The organism is Bradyrhizobium sp. th-b2, from assembly GCF_000426785.1.
In the GTDB taxonomy this organism is placed as follows: Bacteria; Pseudomonadota; Alphaproteobacteria; order Rhizobiales; family Xanthobacteraceae; genus Bradyrhizobium; species Bradyrhizobium septentrionale.
Genome location: NZ_AUGA01000205.1, coordinates 1 through 2,523, shown reverse-complemented (window position 1 = coordinate 2,523; position 2,523 = coordinate 1). Strand labels below are relative to the sequence as shown.

General features: G+C 57.4%; 2 protein-coding genes and 1 pseudogene. 1 reads left to right on the top strand and 2 read right to left on the bottom strand.

The genetic code is table 11. The features are described 5' to 3' along the window. The first annotated feature begins 674 nt into the window (after positions 1–674). Entirely contained in the window at positions 675–1,091 is a 417-nt protein-coding gene (locus K359_RS0147635) for a hypothetical protein (protein ID WP_029085218.1), read from the top strand. Between the two features lie 651 nt (positions 1,092–1,742). Here K359_RS0147635 and K359_RS60750 read toward each other — a convergent pair. Both K359_RS60750 and K359_RS60745 read right to left on the bottom strand, forming a co-directional pair. Further along, positions 1,743–2,005 (bottom strand): annotated as a pseudogene (locus K359_RS60750) (helix-turn-helix domain-containing protein); the annotation flags it as partial. Positions 2,006–2,172: 167 nt separating this feature from the next. Then, a partial coding sequence (locus tag K359_RS60745; RefSeq protein WP_245284959.1) for an avidin/streptavidin family protein occupies positions 2,173–2,523 on the bottom strand: 351 nt, incomplete at its 5' end.

Below are 2,523 nucleotides of genomic sequence, written 5' to 3'. Positions count from 1 at the left end.
CCGATGAGTAGTGGAGGCAGTGCGGTGCGGTCTAGGATCGGCTGACGGCAGAACGCGGAGCTGCCCAGCAGGGTGGTTGCGGCGGTGAAGGATGCCAAGGCGCGGAGGGGGCTGGCTTAAATTGCAGAGGTTTAGGAAAAATTGAATTGAGCTGCCGATCTGCAAACTCTTGCAGATGCGGGCCTGCGGTCGGGAGTGTTTGTAATTCCGGACAGCTCCAAGCGCTGCCGAAAGGCAGCGGACAAGCAAACCGGCACCGCATCCTCTGGTCTGGCGCGAGGCCGGCGACCACCCGACGCGAGTTCGTGGTGTTAACTTCAGAGGGACGACTTCAAATCTACCAGCCTGCTTAGCGCCTTAGCAACTACTCTGACCTCATGGAATGGCAATAACCTGTGACCGCGCCAGCGCCTGCATCAGGTGCGTTGCCAGGGCCCCAGCGGGAAGGGGGCTTTGCGATTTGCCCGTCGGCTTGTGAGGTGCGGGGATAGTGACTGTCGCCATCTTCAAGAAAGACCGCGACGACGAAGAAGACTTCAGGCATGTAACTTAATCGTCGAGCAAGGGCTAAAATACAGGATCTCATCAAGGCGCCTCTGCCAGATAGCAAATCACCTTGGAAGAACGGGGATATCGTGGTCAGCCCAAGAGGGGCTGATCCCTCGACGGTGACTTTGACCGACCGCATACGCCAGGCGCTGAAGCGTCATCTCTTTGTGCAGCCTTTCAAGGTGGTTGCCCGCGTGGGGTCGACAGGAAGTGATGAAACGGTTCTCGAACCCGATGACAACATCAAGTCAAACAACCTCGACGTGGTCATAACCCCACGCAGAGACGGCGAGCTGTTCCTTTACGTGAATGACTCGATTTGCCGTTCGACGGAATGTGTGGCTCAAGCTTCTACGATCGCCACGACGGAGAAGCCACGATTGAGGTTCGTCAGGTCAATTAGCGCTGGTGTTCCCATGAGGTTGATTATCCTTCTCGGCACGCTCGCCATCGCATTGCCTTTTGTTAATTGCCCAGGCGGCCATGCCATTAGGAAACGCCGTCTCCTTGCGTCTTCTGGAGCGACCGACGGGGCACGGTGATTCGAAATATACCGTTCCGCCTGAGCCTGCGAAGGGCGATCGTCTCGAAGCTGATACGTTGTTCGAATGGGTCCAAGCGCAAGGACGATCAGCGAAGGGCTATGCGCGCCACGTTATTTCGCTCGACATCGCCTATTTGGTATGTCTCGGCTTGTTTCTAGGTTATGCTAGCGTTCTTCGTGCGAGGCTATCGCATTGGCCTCCAATCTTGTTGAATGTACCCGTTTGGGCGTTTTGGCTTTTGCCCGCAGTCTATATTCTCTGCGACCTCACCAAGGATGTCCTTATCCTCGTGATGCTCAACTGGCCGCCTCGGCCATTCGAGGCGTCGCTTTCACTCTCCTCGCGGGCATGCGGGGCCTTAAAATCATCTCCGTCGGTCTGGCTTTCTCGCAGGTGCTGTTGCTTTGCCTCCTGTCGTATGTCTCACCCGCAATCGCCGAACGCTAGACCCAGCTTGGGAAATTCCAATCGTCGGCCGCGCGAGGGTCTAGCAAGGTGGTTGGCTGACGACGGAAAGTTGGAACCCGCGCAGCCGGCCTATGCGGCTTGAGGTCCATGACCCAAACGATCGTTTTCTCCTGCAGTCCGATACCCCCAAACCGTGTCGGTCGAAACTTCCTCCACGTTCTGAGCGGCCTGCAAGCTGCACTTGCCCGTGAGTTTGCGTTCCGCCCCGGGACGCGGCTCTTCTTTCAGCGCCCGCTCCAGATTGCCTTCCACGAAGCGTCGCTTGGTGCGGTACACGGTCGAGCCGCTCACGCCGACGCTCCTACGATCTCCTCGTCGCTGGTCTCGGCATCGGCGGCCAGCAAAATCTGCGCTCGCTTGAGCTTGCGGGACGCATGCTTGCCGCCGCTGAGCAGCGCCCTCAGTTCGGTGCGCTGGATGACGCTTGAACGCGCCGGCCTCATCAGACGGCAGCCAAGGACACCTCGCAGCATCGAGGTCCTCATTGATCCGAAACTCCTGGCGGAGCTAATCTGACTGCCGGACCCAACCTGTCAAAATCACTGTGCAGAGCCACTAGTGAGAGCAGCCAGAGGCCCTGAAATTCCAATGCAGCATTAAGCTGCCCCGTCTACACGGTCGTTGAGCCACAGCAGCTGAAGTTGACCGCAAAGCTAATCGCCGTGCCTTGATTGGTCTGAGCAAGCCAGCCAGTCATCGCTTGGGGCACATTGCCGTCGGAGCTGTTGCTTGCGTTTCGTGTAGGTGCCAGACGTGCTCCGGTACTCTGACCGTAGCTGTTGACGGTCAGAGTTGAGCCATATTGGTTGGTCCAGGTCCAGGTGGGTTGGGCATTTTCTGCTGCATCCAATAGCAGAACGCATACGGATGCCACGTAGTGCGTCAGTTTCCAGATTTCTTGAGACATCGTCGAATCCATGTGATCCGAAATAGGAGAACCATACAACCGATTTTGGACGAC